The 17,570-nt window shown below is 71.2% G+C and carries 14 protein-coding genes; 7 read left to right on the top strand and 7 right to left on the bottom strand.

Going from position 1 to position 17,570, the window contains the following annotated elements:
- Both chvE and ACZK5N_RS10905 read right to left on the bottom strand, forming a co-directional pair.
- Positions 1-1,066, bottom strand: a 1,066-nt coding sequence (gene chvE / locus ACZK5N_RS10910; RefSeq protein WP_463624932.1) for a multiple monosaccharide ABC transporter substrate-binding protein, incomplete at its 3' end; no start/stop codon positions are given.
- Positions 1,067-1,408: 342 nt separating this feature from the next.
- On the bottom strand, positions 1,409-1,918 hold the full coding sequence (locus tag ACZK5N_RS10905; protein ID WP_463624931.1) for a 4'-phosphopantetheinyl transferase family protein: 510 nt from the start codon (positions 1,916-1,918) through the stop codon (positions 1,409-1,411).
- Positions 1,919-1,982: 64 nt separating this feature from the next.
- Here ACZK5N_RS10905 and ACZK5N_RS10900 point away from each other — a divergent pair, with 64 nt between their 5' ends.
- Genes ACZK5N_RS10900 through ACZK5N_RS10885 form a run of 4 tightly spaced genes read left to right on the top strand, consistent with a single transcriptional unit; the run spans position 1,983 to position 8,203 of the window.
- Positions 1,983-4,580, top strand: coding sequence for an AMP-binding protein (locus ACZK5N_RS10900; RefSeq protein WP_459018616.1), 2,598 nt, complete (start codon positions 1,983-1,985; stop codon positions 4,578-4,580).
- Entirely contained in the window at positions 4,577-5,617 is a 1,041-nt protein-coding gene (locus ACZK5N_RS10895; RefSeq protein WP_463624930.1) for an extracellular solute-binding protein, read from the top strand. Before ACZK5N_RS10900 ends, ACZK5N_RS10895 begins: the two co-directional genes overlap by 4 nt.
- The gene (locus ACZK5N_RS10890) at positions 5,601-7,136 is read left to right on the top strand and encodes an ABC transporter permease (protein ID WP_463624929.1); all 1,536 of its coding nucleotides are present in this window, start codon (positions 5,601-5,603) and stop codon (positions 7,134-7,136) included. The genes ACZK5N_RS10895 and ACZK5N_RS10890 overlap by 17 nt, the downstream gene beginning before the upstream one ends.
- Positions 7,133-8,203, top strand: a complete 1,071-nt coding sequence (locus ACZK5N_RS10885; protein WP_459018619.1) for an ABC transporter ATP-binding protein — start codon at positions 7,133-7,135, stop codon at positions 8,201-8,203. The genes ACZK5N_RS10890 and ACZK5N_RS10885 overlap by 4 nt, the downstream gene beginning before the upstream one ends.
- Here ACZK5N_RS10885 and ACZK5N_RS10880 read toward each other — a convergent pair.
- Positions 8,193-9,440 carry a glycosyltransferase 87 family protein gene (locus tag ACZK5N_RS10880; RefSeq protein WP_463624928.1) on the bottom strand — a complete coding sequence of 416 codons (1,248 nt, stop codon included), beginning with the start codon at positions 9,438-9,440 and terminating at the stop codon, positions 8,193-8,195. The genes ACZK5N_RS10885 and ACZK5N_RS10880 overlap by 11 nt on opposite strands.
- Before the next feature lie 626 nt (positions 9,441-10,066).
- On the opposite strand from ACZK5N_RS10880, the gene hslR reads away from it, so the two are divergent.
- Complete coding sequence (gene hslR / locus ACZK5N_RS10875; RefSeq protein ID WP_459018621.1) at positions 10,067-10,432, top strand: Hsp15 family ribosome-associated heat shock protein; 366 nt, start codon at positions 10,067-10,069, stop codon at positions 10,430-10,432.
- Positions 10,433-10,435: 3 nt separating this feature from the next.
- Here the strand turns inward: hslR and sulP are convergent, their stop codons facing one another.
- Together sulP and ACZK5N_RS10865 are read right to left on the bottom strand one after the other, a co-directional pair.
- Positions 10,436-12,211, bottom strand: a complete 1,776-nt coding sequence (gene sulP, locus ACZK5N_RS10870) for a SulP family inorganic anion transporter (protein WP_463624927.1) — start codon at positions 12,209-12,211, stop codon at positions 10,436-10,438.
- An 85-nt stretch (positions 12,212-12,296) separates the two neighbouring features.
- On the bottom strand, positions 12,297-14,024 hold the full coding sequence (locus ACZK5N_RS10865) for a hypothetical protein (RefSeq protein WP_463624926.1): 1,728 nt from the start codon (positions 14,022-14,024) through the stop codon (positions 12,297-12,299).
- Positions 14,025-14,203: 179 nt separating this feature from the next.
- Here ACZK5N_RS10865 and ACZK5N_RS10860 point away from each other — a divergent pair, with 179 nt between their 5' ends.
- Both ACZK5N_RS10860 and ACZK5N_RS10855 read left to right on the top strand, forming a co-directional pair.
- Entirely contained in the window at positions 14,204-14,872 is a 669-nt protein-coding gene (locus ACZK5N_RS10860; RefSeq protein ID WP_463624925.1) for a PIG-L deacetylase family protein, read from the top strand.
- Positions 14,873-14,970: 98 nt separating this feature from the next.
- Positions 14,971-15,690, top strand: a complete 720-nt coding sequence (locus ACZK5N_RS10855; RefSeq protein ID WP_463624924.1) for a DUF2202 domain-containing protein — start codon at positions 14,971-14,973, stop codon at positions 15,688-15,690.
- Positions 15,691-15,769: 79 nt separating this feature from the next.
- Here ACZK5N_RS10855 and ACZK5N_RS10850 read toward each other — a convergent pair whose 3' ends face one another.
- Both ACZK5N_RS10850 and ACZK5N_RS10845 read right to left on the bottom strand, forming a co-directional pair.
- Positions 15,770-16,849, bottom strand: coding sequence for a sensor histidine kinase (locus tag ACZK5N_RS10850; RefSeq protein WP_463624923.1), 1,080 nt, complete (start codon positions 16,847-16,849; stop codon positions 15,770-15,772).
- Entirely contained in the window at positions 16,846-17,547 is a 702-nt protein-coding gene (locus ACZK5N_RS10845) for a response regulator (protein ID WP_463624922.1), read from the bottom strand. The genes ACZK5N_RS10850 and ACZK5N_RS10845 overlap by 4 nt, the downstream gene beginning before the upstream one ends.
- Positions 17,548-17,570 lie beyond the last annotated feature (23 nt).

Here is a 17,570-nt window from a genome sequence, read left to right as displayed (position 1 = left end):
CCACATCGAGGAGGTAGGACGGGACGACCTTCACGCCGTTGTCGTAATCCTTGGTGTTGTTCGCCTCGGGCTCGTCGCCGGCCAGCAGCGACTGGGCGGCCGTGACGGCCTGCTCGGCCAGCAGACGGGTGTCCTTGAAGATCGTCGAGTACTGCACGCCGTCCTGGATGAGCTTGACGGAGGCGATCTCGGCGTCCTGGCCGGTCACGATCGGGAAGCCGTCAGCGACGGTGCCGGAGTAGCCGTTGTTCTGCAGGGCGGTGATGATGCCGCGGGACAGGCCGTCGTAGGCCGACAGCACGCCGTCGATCTTGGTGTCGCCCTGGTAGTTGGCGGTGAGGAGGTCTTCCATGCGCTTCTGCGCGGTCTCCTGCTGCCAGCCGAGCGTGGCGGCCTGTTCGATCTTCGTCTGGCCGGAGACGACGGTCATGGTGCCGTTGTCGATCTCGGGCTGGATGACGCTCATGGCGCCGTTGAAGAAGAAGTGGGCGTTGTTGTCGTCGAGCGAGCCGGCGAACAGTTCGATGTTGAACGGGCCTTCGCCGCGGGCCTTGAGGCCGTCGATGAGGGATTGGCCCTGCGCGACGCCGACCTTGAAGTTGTCGAACGAGACGTAGAAGTCCACGTTGCCGCTGTCGCGGATCAGGCGGTCGTAGGAGATGATCTTGATGCCCTGGTCGGCGGCGGTCTGCAGCTGGGGGGCGAGGGCGGTGCCGTCGATGGCGGCGATGATCAGGACCTTGACGCCCTGGGTGATCATCTGGTCGATCTGCTGGCTCTGGGTGGGGATGTCGTCGTTGGCGAACTGGAGGTCCACCTCGAAGCCGGCCTCTTCGAGCTGGGACTTGACGGCCTCGCCGTCGGCGATCCAACGCTCGGTGGTCTGGGTGGGCATCGACACGCCGACGGAGCCGGCGGCTTCGCCCGCGGGTGCGCTGGTGGTCGCTGAGGCGCCACCGGAGGTGGCAGGGGCGGTGGTGGTGCCGGCGCCGCCGCCACCGCATGCGGTGAGGGCGAAGGTCAGGACGATGCCCGCGGCTGCGGTCATGAGGGTGTTCATCTTCATTCGTTCCTCCTGAGAACGTCAAGGGATACCTGGGCTGCGCCCAAGCACTGTGTGTCTGTGAAGCGTGAGATGCGAATGGGCAGCTCGAGGGTCCCGAGTCTCATGCCCGACAACTTTGTCTTTCTCCCGTACAAAATACTGCTGCGGCACCTCTGGTGCTGTCAAGGCGAGGAGGACAACATTTAGTTGCAGTTCGATAACAATTGTGTCCTCTGTGGAAAACTCGTCTTTCGCGGTCCGGACGAAGCCCGCGAGGCACTCGGTTCAACCATCGCTGCGGCGACGCCGCCGTCTGGGCGCGAAGATATGGTGAGGAGAGGACAGATGGACCGGCTGGGCTGGTCAGTCCCGCCCGACCACCCTCACGGGACCGGGCCAGGCGACGGCGAGGGCTGCTGCGTAGCCGGGCAGCGGGGTCGCGAGGGCAACCACGCTGCCGCCCTGTGCGCCGAGCCCTGCCTTGGTGCGCGCCTCCTGGGTCACCCAGGCCTCCGGATCCGTGGCCTGACCGATCCGCTGCACGTCGACGCCCACAGGTGCGTGAAGACAACTGGCCACCGCGACCAGGAGCCCCGAATGGCTCACCGAGAGGTGCGGGCCGTGGCCGTCGGCCGCGACAGGACGGCCGTGCTGCTCCCCGCAACTCTGGCAGGTCCGGTCGATCTCGACGGCGGCATCGTCCGGCAGTCCGCGCGCGTAGCGCAGGGCCCGCTGCAGGAGCAGCTGGCCGACCAGGCGGCGGGCCCGGTCCGCATCCGCCGCCACGACGTCCAGCCGGGCACGCTCCGCGACGGGGAGGGTCTCGGCCAGGCGCATGTCAGCCGAGCGGAGGTCCGCCCACCACAGGTTCACCACTGACTTGGATATTGGCAACTCCAGCTTTGTCGAAATACCCCCATAAGGCTACCCTAAGCCAGTGCACGATCTGCTGACGCCGCCGACGACCCGGTCGCTGAGCCTGCTCCGGGCCGCCGGCCGGACCGCCCCGTCGCGACCCGCCCTCGTGGCACCGGACGGCGAGGTGATGGACCACGGGACACTGCGCCACCGCGTCGACGCGCTCGCCGCGACCCTCCCCGTCGGCGATCGCAGGCTCGCGCACGTGCGGCTCAGGCCCACACTCGACGACGTGGTGGCCTACCTCGCCCTCCTGCAGGCCGGTCACGTCGCGCTCCTCGTCCCCGAGGGGCGGGCGGGCGAGCACGTGCGCCGGGCCTGGCCGGCGGACCTGGCCGTGGAGGCGGGCGCGGTCACGGCGCTCCACGACGAGCCCACCCCTCGGCACCTCCTCCATCCGGACCTCGCCCTCCTGATGAGTACCTCGGGGAGCACCGGCTCGCCCAAGCTCGTGCGCCTCTCGCACGCCAACCTGGTCAGCAACGCCCACGCCATCGCCGCTGCGCTGGGGCTCACCGCGTCGGATCGCGGCGTCACCAGCCTCCCGCTGCACTACTGCTTCGGCCTCTCCGTGCTGCACAGCCATCTCGCCGTCGGAGCCTCGGTGGCACTCACGGACGCGTCGGTGCTCGACGACCGCTTCTGGGAGGCAGTCGACGACGGGGTCACGACGCTGGCCGTCGTGCCCCACATGGTCGAGCTGATGGAGACCACCGGCATCCTCGAGCGTCCGCACCCTGCGCTGCGGCTCGTCACCCAGGCCGGTGGCCGGATGGCGCCCGAGCGCGTGCGGCGCACGGCGGAGCTCGGGTCGCGGCACGGCTGGGGGCTTGCCGTGATGTACGGACAGAGCGAGGCGACGGCGCGCATCACCGTGCAGGACCCGGCGATGGCGCTGGTGTCGCCGGAGACGGTCGGGCGCGCCGTGCCCGGCACCAGACTCCACCTGGACCGCACCGTCCGGGAGTCCGATGGGGACAGCGGCGAGATCGTGGTGCGCGGCCCCGGCGTCATGCTCGGCTACGCGGAACACCCCGACGACCTGGCCCTCGGCCGGATGGTCACCGAGCTGCGCACCGGTGACCTGGGCGTCCTCGACGACGGGGTGCTGCGGATCGTCGGCCGGCGCTCCGGGTTCGTCAAGGTGCTGGGCCTGCGGATCGACCTGGCGCGGGTCGAGGCGGCGCTGGAGCGCGACGGGTTCCTGGTGTGCGTGACGGGCGACGACACGGGCCTGCGGGTCGCCGTCGAGCCGGTCGACGGCGAGCCGGGGGCGGAGACGGGCTCCAGCGCGCGGCGTCTCGCGGCCCGCGCCGCCGGACTCGGCGTCGGGCACGTCCGCGTGGGGGTGTTCCCGCTCGCGCGGCTCGGTAACGGCAAGGTGGACCGCCCGGGGTGCGACGCGCTGGTGCGCGCCACGGACCCCGAGGAGTGCGCAGACACCAGGCAGCGGATGGACGCCCCCGGGGTGGCGGTGAAGGTCGCGGCGGTCCTGGGGGATGTGCTCGGCCGCGACGACGTCGACCTCGCCCTCACCTTCGTCGCGCAGGGCGGTGACTCCCTCACCCACGTGCAGGCCTCGGTGCGCCTCTCGGCCATCCTGGGCAACCTCCCCGCCGACTGGCACCACCGCCCCCTCGTCGACCTGATCGACGCCGCGGAGGAGCAGCCCGCCGCGACCGCCGCGCCTCGCTCGTGGCTACGGTGGCGCCGGCTCGAGGCCCCCGTGGTGCTGCGCGCGCTGGCGGCCGTCATCATCTGCGGCTCGCACGCGGAGCTGTTCAGGATCCTGGGCGGCGCGCACCTCCTCATGGCCGTGGCGGGATACAGCGCGGCCTTGTTCGGCTTGGCGGCGCCGGCCGCCGTGGGTCGATGGCGCGCCGGCACCCGCCTGCTCATCGGCGTCGGAGTGCCCACGGTGGTGACGGCCCTCGTGGGGCTGAGCTACGGCCGCTACGGGTGGGGCAACGTCTTCCTCGTCAACTGGGCCACCGGCCACATCGCCACCCTGCGCCGCAACGAGTTGTGGTTCGTCGATGCGCTGATTCTCTGCGTGCTGCTCGTGACCGCGCTGCTGTCCGTGCCGTGGTTGGCGCGACGGTGGGCGGCGGACCCGTGGCAGGTGGCCGTCGGGCTCCTGGTGGCAGGCCTGGTATCGAGGTTCGTGATCCTGGGCCTCGCCACGGAGGGGCCGATGCGGGGCATCATGCCGACGGTGTTCTGGCTGTTCGCAGCGGGCATGGCCGCCGCGGTGGCGCGCACCCCCGGCCGTCTTGCCGTGACGCTCGCGCTGACGCTCGCCGGAGCGGCCGGATTCTTCCCCGACGACCCCTGGCGCAATGTCGTCATCGCCACCGGCATCGTGGTGCTCGCGCTCGCCCGGACCGTTCCCGTGCCGGCCGTGGTGGTTCCCGCGGTGACCCTGCTGGCCGCGGCCAGCCTGCACATCTACGTGGTCCAGTTCCACGTGCTCGAACTCATCGACGACCCGCTCACGGGGACGCTCGCCGCCCTGGCGGCCGGCGTGCTGCTGTGGCGGCTCACGGCGGGTCCCGTGCGCCGGCTCCAGGACACCCTCGTCCCCACCCGCACCACCTCCGAGAGGACCCCCCTGTGAACCCAACCCTCAGCCGACGTCTCCTGCTCACCGGACTGGCCGTCGCGCCGCTCGCCGCCACCGCCTGCAGCGCAGGGGGAGAGGGCGAGGAGGAGTTCGTCGCCGACCCCGAGGCGCTGCTCATCTACTCCAGCCAGCACGAGAACGTGACCGCTGCCTGGGCGGAGGCGTTCACCGCGGCCACCGGTGTCCGGACCCAGATCCGGCGGGGCAGCGACTCGTCGATGGGCCACCAGATCGTCCAGGAGGGCGACCAGAGCCCGGCCGACGTGTTCCTCACGGAGAACTCCCCCGCCATGACGGTGGTGGAGCGCGCCGGGCTGCTGGCCCCCGTCGAGTCGGCGACGCTGGCGCAGGTGCCCGAAGACATGGCGCCCTCCAGCAAGGACTGGATCGCGATCGCAGCCCGCTCCACCGTGCTGTGCTGGAACACCTCCGAGATCTCCGAGGCGGAGCTGCCGGTCTCGATGATGGACCTCGCCGACTCGTCGTGGAACGGGCGGTGGGGTTGCGCGCCCGGCGGGGCGGACTTCCAGGCGATCGTCGCAGGCATGCTCGCGGACCGCGGCGAGGCCGAGACCGCGGCCTGGCTGACCGCGCTCCAGGAAGGTGCCAACGCCTATCAGAACAACATCGCGACGATGAAGGCCGTCAACGCGGGCGAGGTCCCCGTGGGGATCATGTACCACTACTACTGGTACCGAGACCAGGCCGGCACCAAGGAAGGGTCTGGGAACACGAAGCTGCACTACTTCGGCAACCAGGATCCGGGGGCGTTCGTGTCGCTGTCGGCCGGCGGCGTCCTGGCGAGCAGCGACAAGGCCGAGCAGGCGCAGCAGTTCCTCGCCTACGTCACCTCGCCGGAGGGCCAGCAGGTGCTGGTGGACTCGAAGTCCATGGAATACGCGGTGGGCAACGGCGTGGCATCTGATCCGGCGCTGCCCCCGCTCGACACCCTGGACAATCCGCCCGTCGACCCGTTCACGCTCAACTCCGACGACGTGGCCAGATTGATGACGGATGCCGGGCTCCTCTAGCCGCGTCTGGCTCCAGGTCCTCGCCGCCGGCGTCGCGGTGTTGGTGCTGGTGCCGATCGTGGTCACCGTGATCTCGGCCTTCGGGGTGGGCTGGGACGCGGCCGTGGCCTATGTGGTGCGTCCCCGGATCGCGATGCTGCTGGGCAACACCGCCCTGCTGATGGCCATCACGGTGCCGCTCTCGGCTGCGCTGGGCGTGACCGCCGCCTGGCTGGTGGAGCGCACCGATCTCCCCGGCGCCCCGGTCTGGCGGGCCCTGATGCTCGCCCCGCTGGCAGTGCCGGCGTTCGTGGCCAGCTATGCGTGGGTGTCGTGGCAACCGGGCCTGGTCGGGCTGGGGGGTGCGGCGTTGGTGACGACGCTGGCCTACTTCCCGTTCGTGTTCCTGCCGGTGGCCGCGATGCTGCGTGCGCTGGACTCCGGCGAGGAGGAGGTGGGACGCTCGCTGGGGCTGGGCCCCGTCGCCGCGTTCTGGCGCACCGTCCTGCCGCGCCTGCGTCCGGCCGTCACCGGCGGAGCGCTGCTGGTGGCGCTGCACATCCTGGCCGAATACGGGGTGCTGTCGATGATGCGCTACCAGACCTTCACCACCGCGATCCTTCAGCAGTACGCCGTCGGGTTCAGCGATGCCCGTGGCTCGCTGCTGGCATCGGTGCTGCTGGTGCTGTGCCTGGGCGTGTTGACGCTGGAGGTGGTGGCCAGGGGGCGGCGGCGGGTGTCGCGGATAGGGTCCGGCAGCACCCAGAGCCCGTCCAGCGTGCCCCTGGGCCGTTGGACCTGGCCGTCGGTGGCCGGACTCACGGTCCTCGTGGGACTCTCGACGGTGGTGCCGGTCGCCCTGGTCGTGCGATGGCTCGTGGCGGGCACGAGCCAGTCCGGCGCGGTGGCCGACGACCTGCTGCGGGTCACCGCGTCGACGCTGGGGCTGGCGGTGCTGGGTGGCCTGGCCGCAGTGGTCCTGGCGCTTCCGGGGGCGCTGCTGCTCAACCGCCGTGGCGGATGGCTGGCCACCGTCCTGGAGCGGGCGACGTTCGTGGGGAGCGCGCTGCCGGGCGTCGTTGTCGCGCTGGCCCTGGTCGGTCTGGCGGTGGGGTGGGCGCCGTGGCTGTATCAGACGGTGTGGCTGGTGGTGGTTGCCTACTCGGTGCTGTTCCTGCCGAGGGCGATGGTGTCGCTGCGCTCCGGCCTGGCCGCCGCGCCACCCGAGCTGGCGGAGGCGGCCCGCTCGCTGGGACACGGCGGGTTCGCGGTGCTGCGGCGGGTGGTCCTCCCGCTGGCGGCGCCGTCGGTGCTGGCCGGGTTCGTGCTGGTGGCCCTGGCGATCTCCACCGAGCTCACCGCGACCCTGCTGCTCGCGCCCACCGGCACGGACACGCTCGCGCTATCGTTCTGGGCGGCCAGCGACGAGCTGGACTATGCGGCGGCGGCGCCGTACGCCGCGGTGATGATCGTGTTGTCGATCCCGCTGACGGTCGTGCTGCGGCGCCAGATCACGCAGGAGAGGCGGGTGGCGGGATGAGCGAGGTACTGGTCCGCGAGCTGCGCGCCGGCTACGGCGACAGCGAGATTCTGCACGGGGTCAGCCTCACGGTGCCCGAGGGATCGACGACCGCGATCCTGGGGGACTCGGGCTCCGGAAAGACGACTCTCCTGCGCGCGATAGCCGGCTTCATCCGTCCCACCGGCGGCGAGGTGGAGGTGGGTGGCCGGGTGGTCACAGGACCGAAGGCGTGGGTGGCGCCGGAGCGGCGGGGTGTGGGCTACGTGCGGCAGGAGGGCGCCCTCTTCCCGCACCTGTCGGTGGCCGGCAACATCGCCTTCGGGCTCCCCCGACGGGGCGTGGTCCCGCGCGAGCGCACCTACCGCGAGCGGGTGCTGGAGCTGCTCGACCTCGTCGAACTGCCCGAGGATCTCGCCGGGCGCTTTCCCGCGCAGTTGTCCGGCGGGCAGCAGCAGCGCGTCGCCCTGGCGCGGGCGCTGGCGCCGAGGCCGAGCGTGGTGCTGCTGGACGAGCCGTTCTCGTCGCTCGACACGGCGCTGCGGCACGCCACCCGCGAGGCGACGGCGCGGGCGCTGAGGGCAGCGGGCGCGACCGTCCTGCTGGTGACGCACGACCAGGGGGAGGCATTGTCGTTCGCCGACGAGGTTGCCGTGCTTCGTGGCGGACACGTCCGCCAGGTGGCCGCCCCGAGGATCATCTACGGCGAGCCCATCGACCCTCAGGTGGCCGCGTTCATGGGCGACGCGGTGATGGTGCGCGGCGAGGGAGTCGGTCCGGCGGTCCGCTCCGGGCTGGGCATGCTCAGCGTGGTGGGCTTCGTGCCGCGTGGGCCGGTGGACGTGCTGTTACGTCCGGAGCAGATCCGGCTCACCCCTCCGGCTCAGGGCGCGGTCACGGGGACGGTGACGACGGTGCGATTTTTCGGCCACGACGCCGTCGTGGACCTCGACGTGGCCGGTGACGTGCCCGGCTGGGGCGGGGGCCCCTTGTCCGTCCGGGCGCGCGTCCACGGCAACGAGACCCCGGTGCTGGGTGCCCGCGTGGGCCTCCGCGTGGTGGGCCCCGTGCGGGTGTTCAAGCACTGACGGGGGTGTCCACGTCCCTGCGGGGAGCACCCAGAGCGAGGTAGGCCAGGAACGCCAACCCCCAGACGACCTGCGCGTTGCCGACGACATGCTGCTGCCAGGTCCAGGTGAGGCCCTCGTGGGCATCGTCCGGTAGATCCCAGATCGTTCGCCCGACGAAGATCGCCAGGCCGCTCGCCACCAGCCCCCAGCCCAGGACGTTCCCGCTCCGCCGCGACCACACCGCCAGCAACACGAGGGCAGGGCCGGCCCAGACCCAGTGGTGGGACCAGGAGACGGGGGAGGCCAGGAGGGCGTAGAAGCCCATCGTCAGGGCCGCCGCGAGGTCGTGTCCGAGGCGGAAGAGGTGGGCCATCAGCGCGAGGAGGGAGAGGCCCAGCACCGCTGAGGCTACGAACCACGCGAGCGTCGCGGTCCCACCGGTGAGCCCCAGGCGGAGCAGCACGCCGTTCAGCGACTGGTTGGAGAGGTAGGCCAGTTGGCCGATCCGGTCCGGGTCGGTGATGGTCCCGGTCCAGTAGGTCACCGAGTCCCCCCATGCGACGGCGAATCCCAGCAGCGTGAACAGCAGCGCCGAGACGGCTGCCGTCGCCAGCGCCCGCCACTCCCGCCTGACCAGGAAGTAGGCCAGGAAGACCGCCGGGGTCAGTTTGATGGCCATCGCGAGCCCGGTGAGCGCACCCTGCCACCTCTTGCCCCGCCCGGCCACCACGTCGAAGACCACCAGCGCCATCAGCACCACGTTGATCTGGCCGAACTCCACCGACTCCCGCACCGGCCCGAGCCAGAAGGCGGCCGCTCCTGCCGCCAGCCCTGCCAGGATCAGCGTGCGGCCCCTGACCTGGGTCAACTCCCGGATGACGAGGACCATGACCAGGACCACCAGGCCGAGGGTACCGAACGAGACGAGGAGATTGGCATCGCGCATCGTGAGCAGCGCCAGCGGCGCGAACAGCATCGCTGCCAAGGGTGGGTAGGTGAAGGGGAGATTGGCGCCGATCTCGGTGTCGGGCAGGGTTGCGTACAGGTCACGCCCGCGCAGGAAGGTCTCGGCACCGAGCCGGTAGACATCCAGGTCGATGCGATAGGGAGGGGTGAGCTTGAACCGCTCCGGGAGGAACGGCTGCTCGTCCCAGCGCCCGTACACGACGGCGTAAGCGGAGATCGCCGCGGCAGCGACGATCATGAGGACGCCGAGCCATGCGGTGGCGGAGCGCGTCGTCGGGCGAGGGGTCACCGGCCCATCGTAGGTCCACGCTCGCGCCGCCCCAGAATCCACCGCCCGGCACCAGCGTGCACACCGCCCACGTTCCTGAGTTGATCAGGCGCGGGCCGCTGCCGCCCCGATGCCGTCGCTGGCGCCGGTGATGAGGATCGTCTGCCGGTCAGTCATGTGGGTCTACTTCTCGGGGGCTCGCGCCGTGCCGTCAGCGTACCCACCCGAATTCTGTCGAGCCGCGGCTGGCCGTAGAGCGCGGGCTTCCTGTTCTGGCCGCCGCGCGTATGGACCGTAGAGCGGTGCCGCAGCTGCGTTCCTGCCGCGGTGGAGAACCCACTGCGTTGGTCATCCGAGCGTCCGCGGAGGCGGGTCGCCAGTGCCGACCCCCACGCTCAGGAGGCAGAGCAGCGGGTGCCACTGGGGGCACGATTCCGCGCCCTAGGCTTCGGCACTTGGCGGTGGCGTGCGGCGCTGTCCGCGAAGGCGTGCCCCCACTGTTGCTCGGGGGCATGTCTGCACAGACACAAGGCAGAGCAGCTCGACCACTCCGAGGCCACCCGTCGGCGGCGCCCGGAATTACACGACGGTAGTTTTCCCCAGCTGTGGACAGCGTTGTGGACAACCCGGCGGCGTAGGATCGGCGCATGGCTCGACTCGACTCCTGGCTGTGGGCGGTGCGGATGTACAAGACGCGCTCCGCCGCGACAGTGGCGGTCCGCGGCGGCCACGTCAGGGTCGACGACAAGCTGCCCAAGGCGTCGCAGCAGGTGGTTCCGGGGCAGGTGGTCCGCGTCCGCCGCGACCAGCTGGAACGCCTCATCGAGGTGGTGGACCCCGCACTCGACAAGCGGGTCTCCGCCCCCCTGGCGCAGGCCGCGTACCTCGATCGGACGCCCGAACTGCCGCCGCCCATCGCGGGAATGCGAGGGCGCGTCGCGGTCCGTGATCCGGGCAGCGGGCGGCCCACCAAGCGCGAACGCCGCGACCTCGACCGCCTGCGCGACCGCTGACCCTCAGGTCGCCGGAGGCTCCGGGTGGCGGAGGATCTCGGGCGGTAGCCCGTCGGGTGTCCCGCCCACCTCGCGACGGTGCCACTGCGCGTAGGCCCGCACCGCCGTCGGGAGCGTGGCGAAGATCCGGTCCACGCCCATCCGTTCGACGAAGCCCGCGGCCTCCAGCTGATCGTGGAGGTCCTGCTTGACCCTGGCCATGGTGAAGATCACGTTCCGGGCCTCGAGCCGCTCACGGAGCAGTTCGAGGGTGTCCACCGCCGTGAGGTCCACCTCGACGTTGGCCTCCGCGTTGAGCAGGAACCATCGCACCGGTTGCGGCGCCCGGTCCACGGCCGCCTCCGCCCGGGCGAGGAAGTCGTCGGAGTTGGCGAAGAACAGCGGTGAGTCGTACCGGTACACCACCAGGCCGGGGACCTGGGTGGCGTCGGGATAGTCGTCGATATCGTGCATCCCCGCGACCCCCGGCGCATACCCGAGCACCCCGTCGTGGGCGTGGGCCATCCGGCGGATGAGATCCAACAGCGACAGCCCGATGGCGATCCCGATGCCTCCCAGCACCCCGAACACCACCACCGCGACGGTGGTGAGGGCGGTCAGCACCAGCTCGCTCCACCTGAAGCGGGCGATGCGACGAATCTCGGCGATGTCGACCAGCCTGGTCGCGGCATAGATCACCAGCGCGCCCAGCGCGGCCATCGGGAAGGTCGACAGCACTGGTCCGGCGAACAGCAATGTCGCGACGACGGCGCCCAGCGCCACCAGCGAGTGCAGCTGCGTCCTGGACCCCACAGCGTCGCCCAGCACCGTGCGTGACCCGCTGGACGAGACGGGGAAACCCTGGAGCAGTCCGGTCGCGACGTTGACCGCGCCCAGGGCGAACAGTTCCTGTCCCGCATCGATGTTCTGCCGCCGCCTCGCCGCGAACGCGCGGGCGGTGAGGACGTTGTCCGAGTAGGCCACCACGGCGATGCCCGCGGCGTACGGGAGCAGAGCCAGCAGCGGCAGGCTGTCGATGGCAGGGAGCCGCGGCGACGGGAGACCTGAGGGTACGTCGCCGACGATGTCGAGGCCGTAGCGCTCCAGCCCGAAGACCGCGACCACTCCGGCCGCCATGAGCAGCACGATGAGCGGGCTGGGCGCCTTCGGCGCCAGCCATTTCGCCAGCAACAGCAGCACCAGCACCGCGATGCTCGCCGCGACGGTGGGCAGGTGGGCCTCTCCCAGGCGCGTGAGGAACTCCCAGGTGGCTCCCAGCGTGGAGTCGGACTCGATCTCGAGCTTGGCCACCTTGCCGAACTGGCTGACGATCATCAGCACCGCGATCCCCACCATGTATCCGACCAGCACTGGCCGCGACAGCAGCGTCGCCAGGAAGGACAACCGCGCGAGCCATCCCACCAGGCACACCAGGCCGACGGCGATCGCGAGCAGCGCCGCCACCTCCGCGTACCGCTCCGGGCCCCCTGCCGCGGCCACGAGCGCACCGACACCGGCCGCGGTCATGAGCGCCGTGGTCGACTCCGGCCCCACCGACATCTGCCGCGACGATCCCAGCGCGGCGTAGAGCAGCAGGGGGGCGAGCATGGCCCACAGGCCGACGACGGGTGCCAAGCCGGCGATGACGGCATAGGCCATGACCTGGGGAATGAGGTACGCCGCGACGGTCACGCCCGCCACCACATCGCCGCGCAACCAGCGGCGGTCGTAGCGCCGCAGCACCGCGACCCCAGGGAGGTAGCGCTCCCACGCGGCGGGCGTCCGCTCCGACGGGTCCATGGGCCGAATCTACCGGCGCCCGGCCCGCCGTGAGCGGGATCGGCATGCAGGGCCGCGTCGGCTCGACGGCGGCTGGGGCCGAGGGTCAGGCGACGGGGGAGGGGTCCTGGGCGCGGTCGACGAAGTAGGAGTCGTCCATCGCCGGGTCCGGGGCGATGGGGATGTACTGGCGCCGCACGCGCGCCTGATCCCACTGCCGCCCCTCCACCTCTTCGCGCGCCGCGTTGACCGCGTCGCACTGCTCCTGGTTGAGGTAGAACTCGATGGCCTCCACCGCCTTGTCGGCGCGCAGGAACCGGTCCCCGTCCTCGCCTTCGGATGCGGCGGCGACGAGCCGGTCGACGGCGCGCTGTACCGTGGCGCGGCGGACCCGTCGCTTCGTCTTGGGCAACAGGTCGATCTTGCCGTCCTCGGACACGATGATCACCATCGCGCCCCGTCCGGCCCCGGCGAGGTAGCGGATGGCGGAGCTGAACCTCGACCCCCGCGACGGATCCCCGGTGCCGGTGGCGAGGCCGTCGAGGATGACGCCGACGGCGTGGCACTTGCCGGCCGGCGACACCAGGACGGCGCCGTCGATGCCGGTGGCCGCGGTCAGGGCCTCCGGGCCCAGGCGTGCGGGGGTGATGGCGTACGCCTGGGGCAGCAGCCGCCCAGCCTCGGATTCCGCCTCAGGGTGCACCACGAGCATGGTGCCGTGCGGTTGCTGCGACGCGGCCCGCGCGATCTGCCACAGGTAGCGGGCGTTGCGCGCCGACACGTCCGGGAACACCCGGTCGACGGTGACCGCGAACTCGTCCTCGTCCAGCAGCTCGCGCGGCATGGCCGCCACCCCGTTGTCCACGCGCAGATAGGGCACGTCGCCGTCCCACAGCTCCCAGGAGCCGTTCCCGGCGATGCGGGCCTCGAAGGCGTGCGGACGCGACGCCGTCGGATCCACCTTGCCCAGGCCGTAGACCTCGCGGCCGTCGCACAGGAGGCGGAGGTCGCCGACGGAGAGCTCCAGGACCTTGCGCAGTGACCGGGCCCGGCCGATCGGCACGGGGTGTTCCAGCGACATCACCGTGCTGATGCCGGCGTCGCCGCGCGGTGCCAGGAGGATCGAACCCTTGCCCGCCCGGCCCTCGTACGGCTGGGCCGAGACGGCGTCGAATGCCTGCAGCGCGCCGAACGCCAACTCCTGGCCGGTCCTGGCGACGACGGCGGACACGAAGAGGTCGGCAGCGGAGCGCAGCACCGATTCGGGGTCGACCCGCACCACCGAGCCCGGGATCTGCCGGTCGAGTTCTCGGGAGGCCACGTCGAGCACAGTGGTGACCACGGCCTCCTGGAACGAGCGGGCGGTGAGGAAATCGTCGCCCGCATCATCCGGGAGCTGGGGGAGTTCCTTCCACTGGTCCTCCTGCAACGCGAGGACGGGGAAGACCGTGTGGTCACCGATGGTGACGCCGACACCGACGAAGTGGATCCGGCCGGCGGCCCGGGCGGCCGCGTCGAGCTTGTCGGCGACGGCGCGACGCCGGGTCCGCGCCTCGAGCGCGGCGAGGTAGACGGGGGAGTTGTCCAAGGCCTCGTCGTCGCGCAGAAGCTTGTTGAAGCGCCGGGTGCCGAGGTAGGTGGACTGGGCGACGATGCTGCGATCGAAGTGGCCGCGTGCTGGCTCGACGACGACGTCGGCGTCGCGTTCGATGGGCAGGCCCACGACGAAGGCCCGCACATCGAGGCCGGCGCCCGCAGCGTCCAGGACGTCGTTGGCGACCTGCTCCAGGGAGCGGCGGTAAGTGGCCTGGCCCTCCCACAGCTCTGCGTTCACGCGTGCATCGTCCCACGCCCACTCTTCGATGAACAAAGCAGCCCGTCCTCATCTCGTGCCTGCCGGCCGGGCGGTGAGCCGGGCCGGCGTAGATCGCGGTCCCGGTCCAACCTACCCCGATCGCCGGTCGCACATCGAAGCCACCGAGGTAATACCCCTATGGGTATACAATGAACGTCATGGACACCCAACTGCCCAGCTGGACCCGCGTGCTCGTCGTGGTGGCACATCCGGACGACGAATCCTTCGGCCTGGGAGGGGTGATCGGGCGCCTCGTCGACGACGGCGCCGACGTGCAGGTGCTGTGCCTGACCGCCGGGGAGGCGTCGACTCTTGGTGCCGCCCCGGACCTGGCCCACACCCGCGCCATGGAGCTCGAGGCCGCAGCCGAGGTCCTGGGGTGCAGCAGCACCGCGCTGCTGCACCATCCCGACGGTGCCGTGGCCGGACGCGAGGCCGACGTGGTCGCCGACATCGAGCGCGCCGTCGACGCCTGGACGCCGGAGGGTCTGCTCGTCTTCGCACTCGGGGGTGGCGTCACGGGTCACCCGGACCACGAGGCGGCCAGCCGGGCGGCTGTCTCTGTGGCCGTGGGACGGGGTCTCCCGGTCCTGGAGTGGGGGTTGCCCGATCACGTGGCCGCCACGCTGAGGGACGAACTCGGGGGAGGATTCACCGGTCACGACGACGAAGCACTGCCCATCGTCGTCACAGTGGACCGGAGCCGGCAGCTCACGGCCGCGCGTCTGCACGTCAGCCAGGCCGTGCCCGGCAGCGTGCTGTGGCGACGACTCGAGTTGCTGGGGGACCGCGAACACCTCCGCCTCACCCCGCCCCCTGCGTCCTGATTTCACGCAAGCTTCACACTTCCTCGGCGGGAGCTTCATGCCGGAGCGGTGAACTGGTTTCATCACCATCAGTGATCACAGCACCAAAGGAGCTCATCATGAAGCGCACACTCACCCTCATCACAGCGGGTCTGGCGGTGACCGCCGTCAGCCTCGGCGGCGCCTCGCTCGCGTCGGCCGACACGGTCGCCCCGGACGACGCAGAGCAGTCGTCCCTGGTGTTCAGCCGCCAGGAGGAGAAGATGGCCCACGACCTCTACACCGCGTTCGGCGCCAAGTACGACAGCGCGATCTGGGACCGCATCGCCACCAGCGAGCAACGCCACTTCGACGCCGTCGGCCGGCTGCTCGACCAGTTCGGCGTCACCGACCCGACCGAGGGCGATGATGCCGGCAAGTACGACGACGCCACCCTTCAGGGGCTGTACAACGGTTGGCTCGGCGACGGTCAGGAGTCCGAAGACGCCGCCTTCAAGGCCGCCATCGAACTGGAGAAGCGCGACATCGCGGATCTCGAGAAGCAGATCGTGGCCACCGACAACGACGACATCAAGGCCGTCTACGAGCGTCTGCTCGCCGGATCGGAGAACCACCTGGCCGGATTCACCCGCTGGTTGAACGGCGAGGAAGGCACGGGAGTCGGGCCGGCGAACACCGCGCGTCGCGGGACCGGCACCGCAGTGTGCGACGGCACGGGCATGACCGACGCCGACCGCGGCAATGCCGACGCCCCGCGCGACGGCTCGGGCGACCGGATGCGTGACGGCTCCGGCAGCGAGGGCGCGCCGCGGCGCGGAATGAACCGCGGCAACGCCTGATCAACCGGAAGAACGGCGTCACTCACGGGAGTGGCGCCGTTCTTCATTCCCTCCGAGGCTCGTCGCTGCGCCCTCGCGCTCAGGCGTGGGGACGTGGCAGCGTCAGGGAGAAGGTGGCGCCCCGCCCGAGGCCGGGTGAGGACGCCGTCAGGCTCCCCCCGTGCGCGCGGGCGATCTGACGCGCGATGGTCAGGCCGATGCCCGATCCGCCGCCCCGCTGGTCGGCCTGGCGGCGGTCTACGCGGTAGAAGCGCTCGAAGACCCGTTCGAGGTCCTCCGGTGCCAGGCCCACCCCGTCGTCGTCGACGCTGATCCTGACGGTGCCCGCATCGGCTCGGCATCTCACCGCGACACTCCCGCCCCGAGTCACCGCCCTCAATGCGTTGCCCACCAGGTTGGTCACCACCTGGCCGATGCGCTCGGGGTCCGCGTCGGCGAGCGCCGGGTGGCAGTCGACTGTGAGGCTGACCCCGGCGTCCGCCGCCTGGGCCCGCAGCCGCTCGGCCGCCTCGGCGACCGCCGCTCCCACGTCGATCCGGGTCAACCGCATCTCCTGCCCCGCCTCCTGGGACTTGGAGAGGGCGCCGAGATCGTCGGCGAGCCTTCGCATGCGTTGGACCTCGCGCCCGATGAGGTCGAGGTGGTCCGCATCGGCGGGGACCATGCCGTCGGTCATCGCCTCGACGTACCCCCCGACGACGGTGAGGGGTGTGCGCAGCTCGTGGGCCACGTCGCCCAATAGCTGGACCCGCCGCGCCTCGGTGCTGGCGAGGGACTCGCCGAGGGTCTGGAGGTCCGCGCCGAGATCGTTGAGCTCCTGCTCGGCGGCCGCAGGGACTTCCACGTCGTAGTGCCCGGCCGCCATCTGCCGCGCGGCCTCCTGGAGGTCGCGGATGGGACGCATGAACTGCCGGGCGACGACCAGCCCGAGGGTCGCGGCGACGAGCACTCCGGCCGCTGTGCCGATGAGCAGCGCCAGGTCCATGGACTCGATGATCTCCTGGCGGAAGCTCTCGGCCTGCCCGCCGTGGGGGCCGCGCTGCTGCATGCGGTCGTACAGCGCTGGCGCGAGGGCGCGGGACAGGAGGAAGGTCACCAAGGCGCCGATCGCGACGACGGCGACGTGGCTGAGCGCCAGGCGGACGGCCAGGCGCTTCACGGCTTGCCGGCCGGGGTCTTGAGGAACCGGTAGCCCACGCCGCGCACGGTGCCGACGAATGTCGTGCCGTCGTCGCCGAGGGCGGCGCGGATGGTGCGGATGTGGACGTCCACCACCCGCTCGTCGCCGTAGAAGGCGTAACCCCACACATGTTCGAGCAGCTGGGCGCGGGAGAACACCCGACCGGGCTTTCTGGCCAGCGCGTGGAGGAGGTCGAAGTCCAGGGCGCTGAGGGCGACGGACCCCCCGTCGACGGCGACCTCGCGCGCTGCGGGGTCGAGCGTGAGACCGTCGAACCGCAGGGTGTCGTCGGTGGGCTCGTCGGTGCCCTCTGAGCGGGGGCGCCGCATCATGGCGTGCACGCGCGCCACGACCTCGCGAGGGCTGAACGGTTTGACGATGTAGTCATCGGCGCCGAGGCTGAGGCTGACGATCTTGTCCACCTCCTCCGCGCGGGCGGTGACGACGATGACATAGACCGACGACGTGGCGCGGATCCGGCCCAGTACGTCGAGCCCGGAGATGTCCGGGAGCCCGAGGTCCAGGAGCACGACGTCGAGCTTCTCCGCGGCGGCGATGCGGACGGCTTCCTCCCCGGTCCCGGCCGTGTGGACGGCCATACCTTCGGCCTCGAGATAGGTCCGGAGAAGGGTGCGGATCTCCGCAGCGTCGTCGACGACGAGGATGGTGGGTGACACGGTGCCTCCTGGGGAGAGGCTAT

The organism is Tessaracoccus pujii (assembly GCF_055326215.1).
This window is presented reverse-complemented; position numbering and strand designations above follow the sequence as displayed.

Excerpts from the sequence above, each read along its gene's own strand:
- ACZK5N_RS10890 (WP_463624929.1), top strand. The coding sequence starts at position 5,601 with ATGCCGGGCTCCTCTAGCCGCGTCTGGCTCCAGGTCCTCGCCGCCGGC.
- ACZK5N_RS10885 (WP_459018619.1), top strand. The coding sequence starts at position 7,133 with ATGAGCGAGGTACTGGTCCGCGAGCTGCGCGCCGGCTACGGCGACAGC.
- hslR (WP_459018621.1), top strand. The coding sequence starts at position 10,067 with ATGGCTCGACTCGACTCCTGGCTGTGGGCGGTGCGGATGTACAAGACG.
- sulP (WP_463624927.1), bottom strand. The coding sequence starts at position 12,211 with ATGGACCCGTCGGAGCGGACGCCCGCCGCGTGGGAGCGCTACCTCCCT.
- ACZK5N_RS10860 (WP_463624925.1), top strand. The coding sequence starts at position 14,204 with ATGGACACCCAACTGCCCAGCTGGACCCGCGTGCTCGTCGTGGTGGCA.
- ACZK5N_RS10855 (WP_463624924.1), top strand. The coding sequence starts at position 14,971 with ATGAAGCGCACACTCACCCTCATCACAGCGGGTCTGGCGGTGACCGCC.